The sequence below is a fragment of the Serratia inhibens genome, from assembly GCF_003591175.1.
GTDB classification, from domain to species: domain Bacteria; phylum Pseudomonadota; class Gammaproteobacteria; order Enterobacterales; family Enterobacteriaceae; genus Serratia; species Serratia inhibens.
On record NZ_QYYG01000011.1, the window covers coordinates 38,935 to 56,476 of the forward strand.

Genomic DNA, 17,542 nt, shown 5'->3' on the forward strand with positions numbered 1-17,542 from the left:
GGCGGAATGTGCTCTGAGAAAAGCCCGGTAAGAAGAGTAGTGCGGAAAGTATTTTCCCAAGACCGGAAAGCGAAAAACCCGCCGAAGCGGGTTTTTCTTAGATGGTGCATCCAGGAGGATTACTCAGCGTAAACGCTTCGCCCTATGGGCCGTTGCTGAAGCAACGTTGTCTCGCTTCGCTCGGCTCGAACCTCCAACCGCTCTCCTCGCGGTCGGAAAAGCGAAAAACCCGCCGAAGCGGGTTTTTCTTAGATGGTGCATCCAGGAGGATTCGAACCTCCGACCGCTCGGTTCGTAGCCGAGTACTCTATCCAGCTGAGCTATGGATGCATTACTGTTTTTTGGTTTGTCTGCTTGAAGAAACAAGTTTGACAGAAAGAATGGTGCATCCAGGAGGATTCGAACCTCCGACCGCTCGGTTCGTAGCCGAGTACTCTATCCAGCTGAGCTATGGATGCACAGGAATTCTTTTTTGATACCGTATGGTACGTTGTTACTACCCCACCATACTGCAAAATATGGTGCATCCAGGAGGATTCGAACCTCCGACCGCTCGGTTCGTAGCCGAGTACTCTATCCAGCTGAGCTATGGATGCAAATGGCGGTGAGGCGGGGATTCGAACCCCGGATGCAGCTTTTGACCGCATACTCCCTTAGCAGGGGAGCGCCTTCAGCCTCTCGGCCACCTCACCATACGCTTCTTTCGAATTGTGCCTAACTTGCTTTGGAGAAGCTCATCGGCACTGCGTGGCGCACATATTACTTTCTCCGACTTTTAAGTCAAACAATTTTTCCCAACTCACGCGCATTTGCACAATTCACGCTCAACATGGGCGATTTCGCGGCAAAAAGAGTGTTTTATCAACAGGCAACTCCAGTAAAACCGCAAACAAAGTGAATGGCTTCAAACAAGAAATGAGTAAGGAGGAAAGCGGAAAGGATAATGATGGGCACAAAAAAGCTCAGTAGCGTCTCGCTAAGCAACGAGACGCTGCTTCGAAATCAGAAGGTCGTCTGTTGAGACTTCTCTGCCTGAATGCGCTGATAGATTTCTTCGCGGTGCACTGACACCTCTTTAGGGGCATTCACACCAATACGAACCTGGTTGCCCTTGACCCCTAATACTGTGACCGTGACCTCATCGCCAATCATGAGGGTTTCACCAACTCGACGAGTCAGAATTAACATTCTTTGCTCCTTGAAAGATTAAAAGAGTCGGGTCTCTCAGTTTCCCCGTCATTATCCATCATATGCTGCGAAAACGTAAGCCATGTAACCCACAATAAGTGTAAGCAGGCTTGGTCTCACCTCAGATAATGATAAGTTTAGCCGACCTGAAAAACTTTGTTCCCGGAATTGTAACTAAATTGTGTTAGCACAGGCTAAAAACGCCATAATCAGCAATGACTTATGGCGTTTATAAGTGCTATTTATTTATATTCACAGTTTCGAAGCCACCCAGGCCTCTACACTGTTTAATGCCGCCGGCAGAGCACTGACATCGGTGCCCCCAGCCTGCGCCATATCGGGGCGCCCACCCCCTTTGCCGCCAACCTGCTGCGCTACCTGACCGATCAACTCGCCGGCTTTCACCCGGTCGGTCAAATCTTTGGTCACGCCGGCAATCAGGCTAACCTTATCGTCGGCCGTAGTGGCCAGCACGATAATTGCAGAACCCAGCTGATTTTTCAGATCGTCAACCATGGTCCGCAGCATTTTCGCTTCAACGTTATCAAGCCGGCTGACCAACAGCTGCACGCCATTGACCATTTTTGCCTGGCTGGACAACGAAGCGCTTTCCTGTGCCGCCTGCTGATCTTTCAGCTGCTGCAGCTCTTTCTCCAGTGCGCGAGTACGATCCAGCACCGCACGTACCTTGTCCGTCAGGTTGTTACTGTCACCTTTAACCAGGTGCGCTACGTCCTGTAACAGATCGTTTTGCTGATGAAGGGTAGCAATAGCGCCCTCGCCGGTTACGGCCTCAATACGGCGAATGCCCGCGGCGGTACCTGACTCGGTCAGAATGCGGAACAGGCCGATATCGCCGGTACGACTGGCGTGAGTACCGCCACACAGTTCGGTAGAGAAGTCGCCCATGGTCAGTACTCGTACGCTGTCGTCGTACTTCTCACCAAACAGCGCCATCGCGCCCTTCTCTTTGGCATCATCCAGCGCCATCACGTCGGTTTGCACCGGCAGGTTGCGACGTATCTGCTGGTTAACCAAATCTTCCACTACGCGAATTTGCTCCGGCTTCATCGCTTCAAAATGCGAGAAGTCGAAACGCAGATATTTATCGTTAACCAACGAGCCTTTCTGCGCTACGTGATCGCCCAGAGTCTGACGCAAAGCCGCATGCAGCAAGTGGGTAGCGGAGTGGTTCAGACGAATGCGATTACGGCGGGCGGTATCGATCTGCGCATCAACGCGATCCTTCACCTTCAGCGAACCCTGAGACAATTTGCCCTGATGGCCGATGGCCTGGCCATATTTCTGAGTATCGCTAACCACAAAATCAGCGCCAGCGGCTTTCAGCACGCCTTTATCGCCAACCTGGCCACCGGATTCGCCGTAGAATGGCGTTTCATCCAGCACCACCACAGCCTCTTCGCCTGCGTGGATCTCATTCACCGGCTGACCGTCGCGGAACAATGCCGTCACTGTAGCCTGCTGCTCTTCGCGGTCATATCCGCTGAACTGGCTGGCGTCGTCAACGCGGATCATGCTGTTGTAGTCGGCACCGAAGCCGCTGGACTCGCGCGCACGGCGGCGCTGCGCTTCCATCGCCAGCTCGAAGCCAGCTTCATCCACTTTCAAACCGCGTTCACGGCACACGTCTGCGGTCAAATCGACCGGGAAGCCGTAAGTGTCATACAGGCGGAAGGCCGCTTCGCCATCCAGAGTATCGCCCTGCAGCTTGGCCAGCTCTTCGTCCAGCAAGGCCAGGCCACGTTCCAACGTGCGGGCAAACTGGTCTTCTTCGGTTTTCAGCACTTGCTCAACCAACGATTGCTGACGCTTCAGTTCTTCGGCTGCCGGGCCCATCACTTCTATCAACGGTGCAACCAGTTTATAGAAGAAGCTCTCTTTCGCGCCCAGCATATTGCCGTGGCGGATAGCGCGACGAATGATGCGACGCAGCACGTAGCCACGGCCTTCACTTGAAGGCATTACGCCGTCTGACACCAGGAAGGCACAGGAACGGATATGGTCGGCGATAACACGCAGGGATTTGTTATCCAAATCAACCGCACCCGTCACTTTCGCCACAGCGGTAATCAGCTTGCTGAACAGGTCGATTTCATAGTTGGAATTGACATGCTGCAACACCGCGGCAATGCGCTCCAGGCCCATACCGGTATCTACCGAAGGTTTTGGCAGTGGCAACATAGTGCCGTCGGATTGACGGTTGAACTGCATGAAAACGATGTTCCAGATCTCAATGTAACGATCGCCGTCCTCTTCCGCGCTGCCTGGCGGGCCACCCCAGATGTGATCGCCGTGATCGTAGAAGATCTCGGTGCACGGGCCGCATGGGCCGGTATCGCCCATTTGCCAGAAGTTGTCAGACGCGAAGGCCGCCCCCTTATTGTCGCCAATACGGATAATGCGTTCTGCCGGTACGCCAATCTGTTTCTGCCAGATGTCGAAGGCTTCGTCATCGGTTTCATAGACGGTCACCCACAGCCTTTCTTTCGGCAGGTTAAACCAGTTTTCACCGGTCAACAGTTCCCACGCGTAGCTGATGGCATCGTGTTTGAAATAGTCGCCGAAGCTGAAGTTGCCCAGCATTTCAAAGAACGTATGGTGACGTGCTGTATAACCGACGTTCTCCAGATCGTTATGCTTACCACCCGCACGCACGCAACGCTGTGAGGTAGTGGCTCGGGAATAGGCACGCTTGTCCAGCCCCAGGAAAACATCTTTAAATTGGTTCATGCCGGCATTGGTAAACAGCAATGTCGGATCATTGTTAGGTACCAGGGAGCTGCTTGCTACAACCTGGTGGCCTTTACTATGAAAGAAATCGAGAAACGCTTGACGGATCTCAGCGGTGCTCTTGCTCATAATTTTCCCGGAAAGGCTAGAATAACGACACGTGAGCAAGAGCGCGACATCCTGACGATGGCATCTAGCTCACGAACAAAAAGTGGGGATAAGATAAATTTTCTTCAGAGGGAAGTAAAACCCCGTGTGCGTTCATTGCGCAAAATCACGGTAAATTGACTGAATTTCTTCCTGAAAGAAGCCTCGATAGAGCAGATAACGCTGAACTTTGGCTTTCTCTTTCCAGTCCGTTGGCAACTCGTCGCCAAATTTCCGCTGCGCCACCTGCTTAGCTTGTTCACACCAGTCGATATCACAGTCCGCCAGCGCCGTCTGAGTCAGCTCTTTATCCACACCCTTTTGCATCAGTTCCGAGCGGATGCGCTGCGCGCCGTAACCTTTACGGCTGCGACTGCCGATATAGCTGCGGGCAAAGCGTTGATCGTCCAACCAGTTGTGCTGGTAGCAATAGGTAATAACCTGCTCGATAACGGCGGGATCTACGGGTTCTTCAGGGGACGGTGCAGAGGTGGGGAGGGTCTTGGAGCCAAATCTGGTTTTCGCCATAAATGGCTGCGCCGCAAGTTTGCGGCGCAGTTCAGCTTCACTATGATCGCGTTGCGACAGCAGGCGCATGGCGCGGCTTAGCAAATCATTCATTATTCAAGCCTGATTTAATCGATGTTGGTGCAACCTAAATGGCATGCACCAACCTCAACAGCGATTAAAACTCTTCGCTGGTTTCAGCTTCACCATCATCGAAGCTTTCATTGGTAGCGGTAACCAGTTCACCGTTGCTGTGCAGCAGCAGGTCACGCAGTTTTTTGTCCAGTTCAGCGGCAACCGCAGGGTTTTCTTTCAGGAAGTTGCAGGCATTTGCCTTACCCTGACCGATTTTATCGCCGTTGTAGCTGTACCAGGCGCCGGCTTTCTCGATCATCTTGTGCTTAACGCCCAGATCGACCAGTTCACCGCGGCTGTTGATGCCTTCACCGTACAGAATTTGGAACTCAGCCTGCTTGAAAGGCGCTGCAATTTTGTTTTTCACTACTTTAACGCGGGTTTCACTGCCCACCACTTCATCGCCTTCTTTAACCGCACCGATACGGCGGATATCCAGACGAACAGAAGCATAGAATTTCAGTGCGTTACCACCGGTAGTGGTTTCCGGGTTGCCGAACATGACACCAATTTTCATACGGATCTGGTTGATGAAGATCAGCAGCGTGTTGGCGTTTTTCAGGTTACCGGCCAGCTTACGCATCGCCTGGCTCATCATGCGCGCCGCAAGGCCCATGTGTGAGTCACCGATTTCACCTTCAATTTCCGCTTTTGGTGTCAGCGCCGCGACGGAGTCAACGATGATCACGTCAACCGCGCCAGAGCGGGTCAAAGCATCACAAATTTCCAGAGCCTGCTCACCGGTGTCCGGCTGGGAACACAGCAGGTTGTCGATATCGACGCCCAGTTTTTTGGCATAAATCGGATCCAGCGCGTGCTCGGCATCGATGAATGCACAGGTTTTGCCTTCGCGCTGCGCGGCAGCGATAACTTGCAGCGTCAGAGTGGTTTTACCGGAGGATTCCGGGCCATAAATTTCAACGATACGGCCCATTGGCAGGCCGCCCGCACCCAGCGCGATATCGAGTGACAGTGAGCCGGTAGAGATCGTTTCTACATCCATAGAACGGTCTTCACCCAGACGCATGATGGAGCCTTTGCCGAACTGTTTCTCAATCTGGCCCAGTGCCGCAGCTAACGCCTTTTGCTTGTTCTCATCAATAGCCATTTTTGCTCCTTCGTTTCGCAATGCCGGTGTTACCCCACACTGCAACGGAATGTATGTTGTGCAGGAAATGTCGCTAATTATACTGTATGCTCATACAGTATCAAGCCTAATTTTACAAAAATTCGTCAAGTGCGGTTTGCAGCGCGAAAATCGTCGCCTGAAGCCGCACCGCATCACGATCGCCGGCAAATTGCATTTTATGCGCCTGCACCTGCCCAGAGCGTTCGGCAAAACCAAACCATACGGTACCTACCGGTTTTTCCGCACTGCCGCCGTCCGGCCCGGCAATGCCGCTGACCGACAGCGCCAGACCAGCCTGCGCCGCATGTAACGCCCCCTGCGCCATCTCGCGCACCACTTCTTCGCTCACGGCACCGTGGGCAGTCAGGGTCGATTCCGCCACACCCAGCAACTCGTGTTTCGCCGCGTTGCTGTAAGTGACGAACCCGCGATCGAAATAGGCAGAGCTGCCGGCAATGTCAGTGATGGCTTTGGCGATGCCGCCGCCGGTGCAGGATTCCGCACAGGTGATCCACAGCCCCTTGGCCTTCAGTTTTTCCCCTACGGCAATGCTGAGTTCCCGCAGCTGATTTTCACTCATAACCCCTCCATAGCGAATCAGGTATATGCGCCCGATAGTAGCATTTATCAAGCCTGACCGACGCCGCGATGACAGAAATGCGCAGCGCCTCGCAGGAGAGGCGGTGTTAAGCCGCGGGTCAAACTGCTAGTATCAAATGTAACGCCCGGGTTAACGAACGGCGTTTCAGGATGAGGGATCTCACAGGGCCGTCTGTGCTGCCGGCGTGGCGGGCCCAGGCAAACCAGGACAAAAGATTAGGATGATAGAGTGAAAAAAACGTTAGGCGTCTTCTTTCCGTTGTATACCACCACCCTGCTGATGCTGCTGGGGTCAGGGTTGCTCACCACTTACATCTCCCTGCGTTTAACCTCAATCCATGTAACAGGTGCGCTGATCGGCGCAATTATTGCCGCCAACTACATCGGCCTGGTGATCGGCGGTAAAGTCGGTCATTTCCTGATTGCCCGCGTCGGCCATATCCGCGCTTACGTCTCCTGCGCCGGCATCATTACCGCTGCGGTGCTGGGGCACGGCCTGACGGAGTACATTCCTGTCTGGGTGGTGCTGCGCCTGATTATCGGCCTGTGCATGATGTGCCAATTTATGGTGCTGGAGAGTTGGCTGAACGACCAGGCGGAATCCAATCAGCGCGGCATAGTTTTCGGTTTCTATATGGCGGCCACCTACCTGGGCATGTCGCTGGGCCAGGTGGTGCTGATGCTGCAGACCAATCTCGGCATCACCACGTTGCTGTTGATCGCGCTGTGTTTTGCACTCTGCCTGGTACCTATCGCCCTCACCACTCGTACCAATGCGCGTCACATGTCACCGGCACCAATGGAACTACGCTATTTTGTCGGCGCTATTCCCAAGGTGCTGGCGACCACGCTGGTGATCGGCATGGTAGTAGGCTCTTTCTATGGGCTGGCTCCGGTCTACGCCAGCATGCAGACACTAACTACCCAACAAACCGGCCTGTTTATGGCGATCGCCATCTTTGCCGGACTGGTGGCGCAGTTCCCGCTCAGTTGGCTGTCAGACCGCTATAATCGTACGCTGTTGATGCGCATCAATGCCATTTTACTGATAGTGGCGGCATTGCCGCTGGCTCTGGTACCGCACATTGATTTTCCTGTGCTGCTGGTGGTGGGATTTATCGTCAGCATGCTGCAATTCACGCTGTATCCACTGGTCGTGGCATTGGCGAACGATCTGATCGAGCCTGAGCGGCGCGTATCGCTGGCAGCCTGTTTGCTGATGGCGTTCGGCGTCGGTGCCAGTATCGGTCCGCTGGCGGTCGGGGCGCTGATTCAGCCGCTGGGCGGCAACATTCTGTATGCGTTCTTCTCGCTTTGCGGCGTATTGCTGGTGGCCTTCAGCCGTACGGTAAAAGAAGACGAGTCGCAGTTTGTGCAGGATGCGCCATTACCGCATATTCCCCTGCCGGACAGCCTGACCAGTTCGCCGCTTTCCCCGGCACTGAACCCAACCTTCGATGAGCAGATCATCCACGATACCATGCCGCCTCCGGAGGCCGCACCGGATCCGGTAGATGATCAACCCAGCGAAACGCCGGCAGCGGAGGAACCCATCCCGCAGGGTGCAGATCCCGATGAAGATACGGGGTTGAAAAAGGCCCACTCGATGCTTTAATCATTGGCCCCTCTTTGAGCGCGATATCCGAGCGTCACAGATCCAGGAAGGATCCCAGGCGGTAACCGCGCTCCGCAATCGCGTTTTTAATGCCTGGTGCGGTTAAAACATCCACTTCGGCAAGCCGCGGGTAGCAGTATTTGCTCGCCAGAAGGGTTTTATCCAGGAATGCCGGATGGCACATCATCTCGACTGAACCGGCGCTGCGTTCGTCGGCCCGCTCAAGCACCTGCAAAAACAGCGCTTCAGATATGGCCTCGCCATAAAAGCCCGCATCAAACCACTCGGTGCTACGATCATAACGCAGCGGAATGTCTTGTTGCGCCACTACCTGGCGGTCAATACGCAGCGGAATGGATTTGGACTGAGCGAAGGCTTCCACCAACGGATAGATTTGCGGCAACATATGCGTATGATGGTGGCTGTCGATATGAGTCGGCGCTTTGCCGAAAACGGCCACAAACCTGTCGTATTGCCCCACCAGCTCATTGTAGATTTCGTCCAAATCCAGCATCGCAGACTCGGCCCTTTCCCACAGCCACTTACCGAGTTCCCCCCGCTCGTTGACCAATGACGGCATCAGGGTCAATGGGCGCCCATGAGTCAACACAAAATGCAGCCCCACCCGCAACCCGGTAAAAACCTGGCTCAATTTCGCCGCGTGGTACACATCCTCGCCATTCACCATGGCGGTAGTTGAAGAGACCACCCCGTAATGAAACGCCTCGATAACCCCGTAGTTCTGGCCCTTGCTCAGGCCAAAGTCGTCGGCATTCACTATCAGTAACTTTTCCATTTTGGTATCCATTTGACAAATTTTTGGCAAGGGAAAGCCGTCCGTCAGGTACGGCAGGTCCCCTTCGCGTATGCAAAAAAACTTATTTCATCAGGTTATGGGTGGCCTGAAAGGTATTCGGAATATCGGCGTTAATACTTATCGGGAGCGGCCCTAAACAGGGCCGTAGAACTTTTTTCGGTAATTACCCGGCGTGACTTCGGTGAGTCTTTTAAAGTTTTTAATAAACAGGCTCACGTCGCCGTAACCTGAATCGAAGGCGATATCCGACACTGAATAATTCGTCACCTCAAGCTGCGTTTTGGCGAAGTTGACGCGGATTTCATTAATCACCTGCATCGGCGTTTTATGGTAGTAGCGCCGCATCGCCCGGGTCAGGTATTCCTGAGTTTTCCCCGACAGCTCAACCATATTCAGCAGAGCCTTTTCGCCAAACATCGCTTTATCATGCATGCCCGCCAGCGTGTTCTTCAGCCATTGGGGAATATCATCGCCTTCGCCGCACTCTTCCTTGTAATGACGGATGCGGCTGACGATATAAAAAGTCAGCGTTTCCAGGAACTCGGCAAAGTCGTCTTCGCGAAACTGAGGCGAGCCGACCACCGACTCGATATAGGCCAAAAACTCGTTCTTCAGGCTATAGGCCTGCGAGGCGACAAAGCAGCGCGGCAGAAGCTGCAGGTAATGCTCCTCAAAGAAGACCTTGCCGACCGCCACGTTGAAAATTTTCGCGGCGCCAAACTCATAAAAGCTTTGGTGGTGTGAGCCGATAGGGATAAAAACAAAGTCTCCCCGCTCGAGCAGCACCCGCTTGCCGTTGATCTCCTGATAGCATTTACCGCTCAGGACGATGGTGAACTCATAGTAGTCATGCTGATGCAGCCCGGTCGCGCTCTCCACCTTGTTATAGATAAACAGATGAAAGTCTTTGCAGTTAAAAAAATCCTGCTCCCGAATCAGCTTAACGTCGTTCGCATTCAGCGAAACCTGATTATCAGTCACCGCGCTCGCTCCCATTAGTCAAAACCGTTTTGTTTGGCCGTTTCGGCAAACCAGTAGCCACTCTTTTTAAGCGTGCGCCGTTGGCTTTCCCGATCCAGTCTGACCAGCCCGTAGCGATTCTTGTAGGCATTGAGCCAGGACCAGCAGTCAATAAAGGTCCACAAATGATAACCTTTACAGTTGGAACCCTCCGCCAACGCCTGATGCAACCATTTGAGATGCTCGCGGATAAAGTCGATTCGATAATCGTCCTCCACCCGCCCAGTGGCGCCGATAAAGGCCTCTTCACCCTCTACGCCCATGCCGTTTTCTGAAATATAGCAGGGAATGTTGCCGTAGTTTTCCTTCAGATCCGTCAGAATGTCATACAGCCCTTTTTCATATATCTCCCAGCCTCGGTGCGGGTTGATCTTGCGGTCCGGCATCTCATAGTAGCTGAACAGATCTTCCGGCATCGTCACCCTATCGGTGGCCCGGAAGTCTTCTTTCGCTTTAACCCTGCGAGGCTGGTAATAATTGACGCCCAGGATATCCACAACCCCATTGGCGATCAGCTGTGCGTCCTCTGGTGCCGTCTGTGGCAACAGCCCATTCGCTTTCAGCAAATCCACCAATTCTTGCGGATAACGCCCTTTTGTCACTGGATCCAGGAAGCTCTTGTTCAGCAACAGATCCGCATAGTTGGCCGCCAAGAGGTCTTCCTGGCTGGTCGACCGGGGATAGGTTGGGATCAGGTTCAAAATAATGCCTATCGTGCCCTCGTTGCCCAGCGCTCTGAAATGGCTCACCGCTTTGGCGTGCGCCAGAACGCTGTGGTAAGCCACCACGACTGCCCTTTTGAAATCGACCACGCACGGATAGTGCAGGTCGTTCAGATACCCCGCTTCCACCGGCACAATCGGCTCATTGAACGTGAACCAGTGGGTGACTCTGTCGCCGAACAGGGTGAAGCAGGTCTTGGCATAGTTTGCATAGGCTTCGACCACCGCCCTGCTTTCCCAGCCGCCTTTCTGCTGCATGCACAACGGCATATCGAAGTGGTAGAGATTGATAAATGGCGTGATGCCTTGGGCCAACAGGCTATCAATAAGCGCGTTATAGAAAGCAACCGCTTTGGGGTTCACTTCGCTATCGCCCTCCGGGATCAGCCGGGACCAGGAGATGGAGGTTCTGAAGGTGTTATGCCCGAGTTTTTTTAGCAGCAGGATATCTTGCTGGAAGTTGTCATAAAACGTGGACGCCTCGGAGGGGCCAACCTGATGATGAAAACGTTCGGGGACGGTTTCATGCCAGTAGTCGAAGATGTTGCGGCTTTTGCCATCCCGCGCAGAGGCCCCTTCAGACTGCGGCGCAGACGTGGCGCTTCCCCACCAGAAATCGTCAGCAAATTGATATTTCATCCAAACGCCCCTAAAACCGGGGCAGCAGAGGCTGCCCCGTTCCGACAGTTAGAATTTCAGCGCCTTGGCGATATCTTCTTCGCTCTCGGTCGCCTGATCGATCTGGCTTTGCGCCTTATTGGAAATCATCACAAACGGCAGGTAAATCAAGGTCGCCACACCCAGGTTGAAGAAGCTCAGCAACATGGCGACGATACTGCCGTTGGTGTTGAAGAACGCCCCCAGCCCGACCGGCATGGTCCATGGCGCAATGTTGGTGATTGGCGGGATCATCCCGGTGTAATAGGCCACCGTGGTGATAATCGTCAATACCGGTTGAACCAGGATGAACGGAATAAACATCACCGGGTTCATAATCACCGGCAGGCCAAACAGGATAGGTTCATTGATCTGGAAGATGCCCGACGGAGTAGCCAGCTTGGCAACCTGACGGTAGTCTTCACGGCGTGAGGCGATAAAGATGGCGATAATCAGCCCCAGCGTCGAACCGGTCCCACCCAGGTAGATATAGGAGTCCACAAAGGGTTTCGCCCACATATGGAACTCTTTGCCCGCAGCAACCGCCGCTTCGACGGAACCGTACTTGTTGTAAAGCTCCACGTTCTCCAGCGCGAATGGCGTCATGATGCCGCTGTCCAGCGCCGCCAGCGCCATTGAGCCATGCACCCCAAAGAACCACAGCAGCGAGGAGAACATCACATACACCCAACCCACTACGCTGCCCATTTTCGCCAGCGGAGCCGAGATGCTGTCCATGATGATTTGGTGGAAGTTGGTGCCCCACAACGTCAGGCAATAGGCAATCACGCCCATAATCGACAGAATCAGGAAACCGGGGATCAGTGCCGAGAACGAGCGAGACACGGAGGAAGGCACGCTGTCCGGCAGGCTGATCACCCAATTGCGGCGCACCACAAAGGCAAACATCTCCGCCACCACCAGGCCGATCACCATACCGGAAATGATGTTGGCTCCCCCAAGCCAGTTAGCACCGACGGCATAAGCCTCACCAACGCTGAACGGCGTTAACGTCATAAAGGCGGCAACCGCCAGCAGCGCAGCCGCCAGCGGGTCAACCTTGCGTTCTTCCGCTAAAGCCATACTGATAAAAAAGGGCGTCATCAGGGACATTATCCCCAGGGTGCCGTTATAAACGCTGCCGCCGATGCTTTTCAGGCCATTCAGCGTTTCAATGGTGGAGGCATCCAGCCGCACCCCCAGCGAGAAGAAGAACGAGCCCTCACCGAAACTGAGAAACACGTTGTTGATCAGAACGAACATCGCCCCGGTCAGCGTCAGCGGCATTAACCGGATAAACCCGTTTTTGATGGCATTAACATGGGGTTGCTTACCAATTTTCACGGCAAAAGGCAGAATGACCTTTTCCAATGAGGCAATTAACGTATTCACGGCAACGCCCCTTATTGGTTAGCTTTTTTTATTGTGGCAACCGCCGCCTTCAGCACCCCAAGGCCATCGAGTTTGCCGTACAAAACGGAGTCGATCACTTCGACCGGCTTATGCGGCAACTGTTTCTGTACTTCGGCAAGCGTGTAGGCAATCTGTGGCCCCAGCAGGATCACATCTGCCTCAGCGCCTTTCTCCGCAGCCAGAGCTTCGGGATAAGCGGCAATGATCACCGGCACCTCGTACTTCTCCGCTTGCGCTTTCATTTTTGAAACCAGCAGAGAGGTGGACATACCGGCAGAACAAAACAGATAGATTTTTTTCTTTTCCATACCAAGCACCTTGAGATAATCAAAAAAGCCACATGTCATTTGTATGCCAGATGCAATGACGATTGCCCTACGCACTTTCCTTGTGAAGATTCCATGAATGTTGCCCTGGTTGCGAACAGTATACGGAGCCGCAGGCAGGGATAAGTAATTCACCACCCTACAGAACCGTCTCTCCTTGACCTGACAGATTGACCCTCTTCACATTTCGGGCAAAAAAATTATGTGATCGGCTTAACAAATAAATGCACGTGACGAAATAAAAACGCATAAAAGCATTAAATGTTATCTATAAACAATAGGTTGAAAATACACACGCTATATATACGTCTTATCAGTGGCTTTGTCTTATAGCATTCAGGGTAAAAGCATCAAATAGTTCACAGTTGATTATGGCGCTGTACAGAAAGCACCCGGAAGTCTGTGACCGAACGGGCATGTCCTGGCATTACGCGTCTGGCGTGCGCCAACCGAAAGGGAAAATAAAACCTCGATGGGAAAGATAAGGATACTTTGGTGCCGACTGGCAGATTGCTCTGCAACTTCATCCTTTCATTGCAAGCCAACTTTGCGCAAAGCTTCCAATTTTTACCTGTGACAGCGGATTGCCCACTGGGCTAGTATAGCGTTGGAAAAAGGTCCTCTATTCGTAGCGCTTCAAGTAACACGCAAGCCTCATCATCTTGATGACTCAGGCGACAAAAGTTTGCCAGCCTGTTTGCCTGTCCTATAAGCTCCGTTTTAGACCAACTGATTGATTTACATGAGCTATCGTCTATTTTGCTCGCAACCCACAGATTTAGTGATTTTTTGTGAAACGGCCTGATACCCAATGATGACAATGAAAATCACAATTAACCTTAAATTCAATGGATTGGAAACGGTAACGTTATGACCAGCACCGATAAACTCGATTCACACACGCCGATGATGCAGCAGTACCTGCGCCTCAAGGCCCAGCATCCCGAAATCCTGCTGTTCTACCGCATGGGCGATTTCTATGAGTTGTTCTACGATGACGCCAAGCGCGCTTCCCAACTGCTGGATATTTCGCTGACCAAACGCGGCGCTTCAGCGGGTGAACCCATTCCCATGGCCGGCGTGCCGCACCACGCGGTAGAAAACTATCTTGCCAAGCTGGTTCAGCTCGGCGAGTCCGTTGCCCTGTGCGAACAAATCGGCGATCCGGCAACCAGCAAAGGCCCGGTCGAGCGCAAGGTCGTGCGTATCGTCACGCCCGGCACCATTACCGACGAAGCGCTGCTACAGGAACGCCAGGATAACCTGTTGGCGGCTATCTGGCAGGACGCAAGGGGCTTTGGCTACGCCACGCTGGACATCAGCTCCGGCCGTTTTCGCGTCGCCGAACCGGAAGACGTTGAAACCATGGCGGCCGAGTTGCAGCGCACCAATCCCGCCGAGCTGCTTTATCCGGAAACCTTTGAACACATGGCGCTTATCGAGAAGCGCCACGGCCTGCGTCGTCGTCCATTGTGGGAGTTTGAACCCGAGACCGCACGCCAGCAGCTTAACCTGCAGTTCGGCACCCGCGATCTCACCGGTTTTGGCGTGGAACAGGCCCATCAGGCATTGCGCGCCGCCGGCTGCCTGTTGCAGTACGTCAAGGATACTCAGCGCACGGCATTGCCGCATATCCGTGGCATCACCATGGAGCGTCAGCAGGACGGCATCATCATGGATGCCGCAACGCGGCGTAACCTTGAACTGACCCAGAGCCTGTCTGGTGGCAGCGAAAATACGCTGGCGGCCATTCTCGATTGCACCGCAACGGCGATGGGTAGCCGTATGCTCAAACGTTGGCTGCATATGCCGACCCGCGACATCAAGGTACTGAACAACCGCCAACAGGCGATTGGTGCTCTACAGGATCTGTACGCCGATCTGCAGCCTTCGCTGCGGCAAGTGGGCGATCTGGAACGCATACTGGCGCGTCTGGCATTGCGTACCGCCCGTCCGCGCGATTTGGCGCGCATGCGCCATGCATTCCAGCAGTTGCCAGATATCCACGCGCTGCTCCAGGGTGCGGAAACCCCGCATGTGCAGCATCTGTTGTCGCAAGTCGGCCAGTTTAATGAACTGCAGGATCTTCTGGAACGAGCGGTAGTTGAAGCTCCGCCTGTGCTGGTGCGTGACGGCGGCGTCATCGCCCCCGGTTACAACAGCGAGCTGGATGAGTGGCGCGCATTGGCCGACGGCGCCAGCGACTACCTGGACCGTCTGGAGATCCGCGAACGCGAAAAGTTAGGGCTGGATACGCTGAAGGTGGGGTTCAACGGCGTGCACGGTTATTACATTCAGGTCAGCCGTGGACAAAGCCACCTGGTACCGATCCACTACGTGCGCCGCCAGACGCTGAAAAACGCCGAACGCTATATCATTCCCGAACTGAAAGAGTATGAAGACAAGGTCCTGACCTCCAAAGGCAAAGCGCTGGCGATCGAGAAAGGTCTGTATGAAGAACTGTTCGATTTACTGCTGCCGCATCTCGGGGAATTGCAGCAAAGCGCCGGTGCGCTGGCTGAACTGGACGTACTGGCTAACCTGGCGGAGCGTGCGGAAACGCTGAACTATGCCTGCCCGACCATGAGCGAGCAGCCGGGTGTGCGCATCACCGAAGGCCGCCATCCGGTGGTGGAGCAGGTGCTGAGCGAGCCATTTATTTCCAACCCGCTATCGCTGTCACCTCAGCGTCGAATGCTGATCATTACCGGCCCCAATATGGGCGGTAAAAGCACCTATATGCGTCAAACGGCGCTGATCGTTCTGATGGCGCACATCGGCAGCTATGTGCCGGCGGCCAAGGCCGTTATCGGCCCGGTGGACCGTATCTTTACCCGCGTCGGTGCAGCGGACGACCTGGCCTCTGGCCGCTCCACCTTCATGGTGGAAATGACCGAGACCGCCAATATTCTGCATAACGCCACCGAACACAGCCTGGTGTTGATGGATGAAATCGGTCGTGGCACGTCAACCTACGACGGCCTGTCTCTGGCCTGGGCCTGCGCGGAGAATCTGGCCAGCCGCATTAAGGCCATGACGCTGTTCGCCACCCATTACTTCGAGCTGACTACCCTGCCGGAGAAAATGGAAGGCGTGGTCAACGTTCACCTGGATGCGCTGGAACATGGTGACACCATCGCCTTCATGCACAGCGTGCAGGATGGAGCAGCAAGTAAAAGTTATGGTCTGGCGGTTGCGGCGCTGGCCGGCGTGCCACGAGAGGTGATCAAACGCGCGCGCCAGAAACTGCGTGAGCTGGAAGCCATCTCCAGCCATACCGCCTCCGGTACCGTTGACGCCACCCAGATGACGCTGCTGAATGAGGAAACGTCACCGGCGGTAGAAGCGCTAGAAGCACTTGATCCGGATTCTCTGTCGCCACGGCAGGCGCTGGAATGGCTTTACCGCCTGAAGAAGATGGTGTAAATCCGTCAGCGCTACAGGCATAAAAAAACGGTGAGCATAATGCTCACCGTTTTTATTTTGATGCGATTCAACTGCCGACGTTATTCGCGGAACAGCGCCTCAATGCTCAGGCCCTGCAACTGCAGAATTTCACGCAGGCGACGCAAACCTTCAACCTGGATCTGGCGAACGCGTTCGCGAGTCAGGCCAATTTCACGGCCCACATCTTCGAGCGTCGCCGCTTCATAGCCCAACAGGCCGAAACGACGAGCCAGCACTTCACGCTGCTTGGCGTTCAGTTCGAACAGCCACTTAACGATGCTCTGTTTCATGTCATCGTCTTGCGTGGTGTCTTCCGGGCCGTTGTCTTTCTCGTCAGCCAGAATGTCCAGCAGCGCTTTCTCTGAATCACCGCCCAACGGCGTATCGACAGAAGTGATACGTTCGTTCAGACGCAGCATACGGCTGACGTCATCGACCGGCTTGTCGAGTTGCTCGGCAATCTCTTCAGCGCTCGGTTCATGATCCAGTTTATGAGAAAGCTCGCGCGCGGTGCGCAAATAGACATTCAGTTCTTTAACGATGTGGATAGGCAAACGAATGGTTCGGGTTTGGTTCATTATCGCCCGTTCAATCGTCTGACGGATCCACCAGGTTGCGTAAGTTGAGAAACGGAAACCGCGTTCCGGGTCAAACTTTTCCACTGCACGGATCAGGCCGAGGTTACCCTCTTCAATCAGATCCAGCAGCGCCAGGCCGCGATTGCTGTAGCGGCGGGCGATTTTCACCACCAGCCGCAGGTTGCTTTCGATCATTCGGCGGCGGGACGGCACGTCACCGCGCAGTGCTCGCCGCGCAAAATAAACTTCTTCCTCTGCGGTAAGCAGCGGAGAATAACCGATTTCGCCCAGATAGAGCTGCGTCGCATCCAATACGCGTTGGGTAACGCCTTGAGACAACAACTCTTCTTCTGCCAGATCACTCTCACTGACCTCTTCTTCGACCAGTGCTTTTTCGTCGAATGATTCCGCTTCCGTTGCGTTCTCGTCGAAATCCGCATCATCCTGTAACTCGTTAACTTTCAGCGTATTTTGGTTCATATGCTGCTCC

General features: G+C 54.1%; 13 protein-coding genes, 4 tRNA genes and 1 other RNA gene. 2 read left to right on the top strand and 16 right to left on the bottom strand.

Annotated elements, in window-relative coordinates:
* Nucleotides 1–102 precede the first annotated feature (102 nt).
* The 10 genes from D4100_RS23185 to pncC all read right to left on the bottom strand — a co-directional run bounded on the left by D4100_RS23185 (nucleotide 103) and on the right by pncC (nucleotide 6,437).
* Nucleotides 103–225, bottom strand: a non-coding RNA gene (locus D4100_RS23185) — RtT sRNA.
* A gap of 28 nt (nucleotides 226–253) precedes the next feature.
* A tRNA-Arg gene (locus tag D4100_RS23190) sits at nucleotides 254–330 on the bottom strand.
* 51 nt (nucleotides 331–381) lie between these two features.
* A tRNA-Arg gene (locus tag D4100_RS23195) sits at nucleotides 382–458 on the bottom strand.
* Nucleotides 459–519: 61 nt separating this feature from the next.
* Nucleotides 520–596, bottom strand: a tRNA-Arg gene (locus tag D4100_RS23200).
* 3 nt (nucleotides 597–599) lie between these two features.
* Nucleotides 600–692: transfer RNA gene (locus tag D4100_RS23205), tRNA-Ser, on the bottom strand.
* A gap of 310 nt (nucleotides 693–1,002) precedes the next feature.
* Nucleotides 1,003–1,188, bottom strand: coding sequence for a carbon storage regulator CsrA (csrA, locus tag D4100_RS23215; protein WP_004950328.1), 186 nt, complete (start codon nucleotides 1,186–1,188; stop codon nucleotides 1,003–1,005).
* 252 nt (nucleotides 1,189–1,440) lie between these two features.
* The gene (gene alaS, locus D4100_RS23220) at nucleotides 1,441–4,068 is read right to left on the bottom strand and encodes an alanine--tRNA ligase (protein WP_006317716.1); all 2,628 of its coding nucleotides are present in this window, start codon (nucleotides 4,066–4,068) and stop codon (nucleotides 1,441–1,443) included.
* Nucleotides 4,069–4,200: 132 nt separating this feature from the next.
* Complete coding sequence (gene recX / locus D4100_RS23225; protein ID WP_006317715.1) at nucleotides 4,201–4,707, bottom strand: recombination regulator RecX; 507 nt, start codon at nucleotides 4,705–4,707, stop codon at nucleotides 4,201–4,203.
* Between the two features lie 64 nt (nucleotides 4,708–4,771).
* The gene (recA, locus tag D4100_RS23230) at nucleotides 4,772–5,836 is read right to left on the bottom strand and encodes a recombinase RecA (protein WP_004950320.1); all 1,065 of its coding nucleotides are present in this window, start codon (nucleotides 5,834–5,836) and stop codon (nucleotides 4,772–4,774) included.
* Nucleotides 5,837–5,948: 112 nt separating this feature from the next.
* Nucleotides 5,949–6,437, bottom strand: coding sequence for a nicotinamide-nucleotide amidase (gene pncC / locus D4100_RS23235; RefSeq protein ID WP_006317714.1), 489 nt, complete (start codon nucleotides 6,435–6,437; stop codon nucleotides 5,949–5,951).
* Nucleotides 6,438–6,686: 249 nt separating this feature from the next.
* Between pncC and D4100_RS23240 the strand changes: the two genes are divergently transcribed.
* A complete protein-coding gene (locus D4100_RS23240) occupies nucleotides 6,687–8,072 on the top strand; it encodes an MFS transporter (RefSeq protein ID WP_006317713.1) in 1,386 nt (461 codons plus the stop codon).
* Between the two features lie 34 nt (nucleotides 8,073–8,106).
* Here the strand turns inward: D4100_RS23240 and chbG are convergent, their stop codons facing one another.
* The 5 genes from chbG to D4100_RS23265 form a co-directional block, all read right to left on the bottom strand.
* Entirely contained in the window at nucleotides 8,107–8,868 is a 762-nt protein-coding gene (gene chbG / locus D4100_RS23245; RefSeq protein ID WP_119805352.1) for a chitin disaccharide deacetylase, read from the bottom strand.
* 153 nt (nucleotides 8,869–9,021) lie between these two features.
* Nucleotides 9,022–9,885 carry a transcriptional regulator ChbR gene (chbR, locus tag D4100_RS23250; protein WP_119805353.1) on the bottom strand — a complete coding sequence of 288 codons (864 nt, stop codon included), beginning with the start codon at nucleotides 9,883–9,885 and terminating at the stop codon, nucleotides 9,022–9,024.
* Nucleotides 9,885–11,270, bottom strand: a complete 1,386-nt coding sequence (locus tag D4100_RS23255; RefSeq protein WP_119805354.1) for a glycoside hydrolase family 1 protein — start codon at nucleotides 11,268–11,270, stop codon at nucleotides 9,885–9,887. The genes chbR and D4100_RS23255 overlap by 1 nt, the downstream gene beginning before the upstream one ends.
* A gap of 48 nt (nucleotides 11,271–11,318) precedes the next feature.
* Nucleotides 11,319–12,680 carry a PTS N,N'-diacetylchitobiose transporter subunit IIC gene (chbC, locus tag D4100_RS23260; protein WP_006317709.1) on the bottom strand — a complete coding sequence of 454 codons (1,362 nt, stop codon included), beginning with the start codon at nucleotides 12,678–12,680 and terminating at the stop codon, nucleotides 11,319–11,321.
* 11 nt (nucleotides 12,681–12,691) lie between these two features.
* Complete coding sequence (locus D4100_RS23265) at nucleotides 12,692–13,009, bottom strand: PTS sugar transporter subunit IIB (RefSeq protein WP_006317708.1); 318 nt, start codon at nucleotides 13,007–13,009, stop codon at nucleotides 12,692–12,694.
* Between the two features lie 888 nt (nucleotides 13,010–13,897).
* Between D4100_RS23265 and mutS the strand changes: the two genes are divergently transcribed.
* On the top strand, nucleotides 13,898–16,453 hold the full coding sequence (gene mutS / locus D4100_RS23275) for a DNA mismatch repair protein MutS (protein WP_006317707.1): 2,556 nt from the start codon (nucleotides 13,898–13,900) through the stop codon (nucleotides 16,451–16,453).
* An 80-nt stretch (nucleotides 16,454–16,533) separates the two neighbouring features.
* Here mutS and rpoS read toward each other — a convergent pair whose 3' ends face one another.
* Complete coding sequence (rpoS, locus tag D4100_RS23280; protein WP_119805355.1) at nucleotides 16,534–17,532, bottom strand: RNA polymerase sigma factor RpoS; 999 nt, start codon at nucleotides 17,530–17,532, stop codon at nucleotides 16,534–16,536.
* Nucleotides 17,533–17,542: the final 10 nt, after the last annotated feature.

Bases quoted from the DNA above. Each gene is read 5' to 3' on its own strand.
- csrA (WP_004950328.1), bottom strand. From the start codon at position 1,188: ATGTTAATTCTGACTCGTCGAGTTGGTGAAACCCTCATGATTGGCGAT.
- alaS (WP_006317716.1), bottom strand. From the start codon at position 4,068: ATGAGCAAGAGCACCGCTGAGATCCGTCAAGCGTTTCTCGATTTCTTT.
- recX (WP_006317715.1), bottom strand. From the start codon at position 4,707: ATGAATGATTTGCTAAGCCGCGCCATGCGCCTGCTGTCGCAACGCGAT.
- recA (WP_004950320.1), bottom strand. From the start codon at position 5,836: ATGGCTATTGATGAGAACAAGCAAAAGGCGTTAGCTGCGGCACTGGGC.
- pncC (WP_006317714.1), bottom strand. From the start codon at position 6,437: ATGAGTGAAAATCAGCTGCGGGAACTCAGCATTGCCGTAGGGGAAAAA.
- chbG (WP_119805352.1), bottom strand. From the start codon at position 8,868: ATGGAAAAGTTACTGATAGTGAATGCCGACGACTTTGGCCTGAGCAAG.
- chbR (WP_119805353.1), bottom strand. From the start codon at position 9,885: ATGGGAGCGAGCGCGGTGACTGATAATCAGGTTTCGCTGAATGCGAAC.
- D4100_RS23255 (WP_119805354.1), bottom strand. From the start codon at position 11,270: ATGAAATATCAATTTGCTGACGATTTCTGGTGGGGAAGCGCCACGTCT.
- D4100_RS23265 (WP_006317708.1), bottom strand. From the start codon at position 13,009: ATGGAAAAGAAAAAAATCTATCTGTTTTGTTCTGCCGGTATGTCCACC.
- mutS (WP_006317707.1), top strand. From the start codon at position 13,898: ATGACCAGCACCGATAAACTCGATTCACACACGCCGATGATGCAGCAG.
- rpoS (WP_119805355.1), bottom strand. From the start codon at position 17,532: ATGAACCAAAATACGCTGAAAGTTAACGAGTTACAGGATGATGCGGAT.